Source organism: Streptomonospora mangrovi (genome assembly GCF_027604915.1).
In the GTDB taxonomy this organism is placed as follows: Bacteria; Actinomycetota; Actinomycetes; order Streptosporangiales; family Streptosporangiaceae; genus Streptomonospora; species Streptomonospora mangrovi.
Window position 1 is genome coordinate 1 of sequence record NZ_JAJAQC010000118.1, and the last position, 1,496, is coordinate 1,496.

The 1,496-nt window shown below is 68.6% G+C and carries 1 protein-coding gene; it reads left to right on the forward strand.

All coding sequences use genetic code 11. The features are described 5' to 3' along the window. Window positions 1-267: 267 nt before the first annotated feature. Window positions 268-1,470 carry an IS110 family RNA-guided transposase gene (locus LG943_RS27625; protein ID WP_270075318.1) on the forward strand — a complete coding sequence of 401 codons (1,203 nt, stop codon included), beginning with the start codon at window positions 268-270 and terminating at the stop codon, window positions 1,468-1,470. Window positions 1,471-1,496 lie beyond the last annotated feature (26 nt).

The window sequence follows — 1,496 nt, forward strand, 5'->3', positions numbered from 1 at the left end:
CCCCCGTTATCTTCTTCGCGGTCCTGCAAGAGGGCCGCTGGCCTTCGGGCCCGGCATGACTGTTCCCCCCTGTCGAACCAATGACCTGGGGGGTGGTGTCACCGGGCCCGAAAGGCGCCGTTGGAGACGCTGATGAGAGGTCCGACTACCGCCTGGCCTGGCGCAATGCCCGGCCGCTTGTGGGCGACAGGTCTGCATAACGTGGATGCGCGCATACGACGCCAACGCCCTGGCCAGCACCGCACGAACCCTGCTCGGGAGGATGGGTTGGACGACATCGACGACGTGGGCGTCTTCCTCGGCCTGGACGTCGGCAAGAGCACCCATCACGGGCATGGCCTCACCCCGGCCGGCAAGAAGGTCTTCGACAAGCAGCTGCCCAACAGCGAGCCGAAGCTGCGGGCCGTCTTCGACAGGCTGGCAGCGAAGTTCGGCACCGTAATGGTGATCGTGGACCAGCCCGCCTCGATCGGAGCCCTGCCCCTGACCGTCGCCCGGGACGCCGGCTGCAAGGTCGCCTACCTGCCTGGCCTGTCCATGCGGCGGATCGCCGATCTCTACCCGGGCGAGGCGAAGACCGACGCGAAGGACGCTGCGGTGATCGCGGACGCCGCACGGACCATGCCGCACACCCTGCGCTCGCTGGAACTGACCGACGAGATCACCGCCGAGCTGACGGTGCTGGTCGGCTTCGACCAGGACCTCGCGGCGGAGGCCACTCGCACCTCCAACCGCATACGCGGCCTGCTCACCCAGTTCCATCCCAGCCTGGAACGCGTCCTGGGCCCGCGCCTGGACCACCCCGCCGTGACCTGGCTGCTTGAACGCTACGGCTCCCCAGCCGCCCTGCGGAAAGCCGGACGCCGCAGGTTGGTTGAGGTGATCGGGCCCAAGGCTCCGCGCATGGCCCAGCGGCTGATCGACGAGGTCTTCGATGCGCTCGACGACCAGACCGTCGTGGTCCCGGGCACCGGCACCCTCGACCTCGTAATCCCTTCTCTGGCCCGTTCGCTCACGGCCGTCCACGAACAGCGCCGGGCCCTGGAAGCGCAGATCGGACATCTGCTGGAGGCTCACCCTCTTTCCGCGGTCCTGACCTCGATCCCCGGGGTCGCGGTCAGGACCGCCGCCACCTTGCTCGTCACCGTCGGCGACGGCACCAGCTTCCCCACCGCTGCCCACCTGGCCTCCTACGCCGGCCTTGCCCCGGCGACCAAGTCGTCGGGGACCTCGATCCACGGCGAACACGCGCCCAGAGGCGGCAACCGGCAGCTGAAGCGCGCGATGTTCCTGTCAGCGTTTGCCGCGCTGCACGATCCCGCATCGCGCACCTACTACGACCGATGCCGGGCTCGCGGGAAGACCCACACCCAGGCCCTCCTCCGACTCGCCCGACAACGGATCAACGTGCTGTTCGCGATGCTCCGCGACGGCACCTTCTACGAACCCAGAACCCCACGCCTCGCTTGACCAAAGACATAGAGGCACCCCCCCGC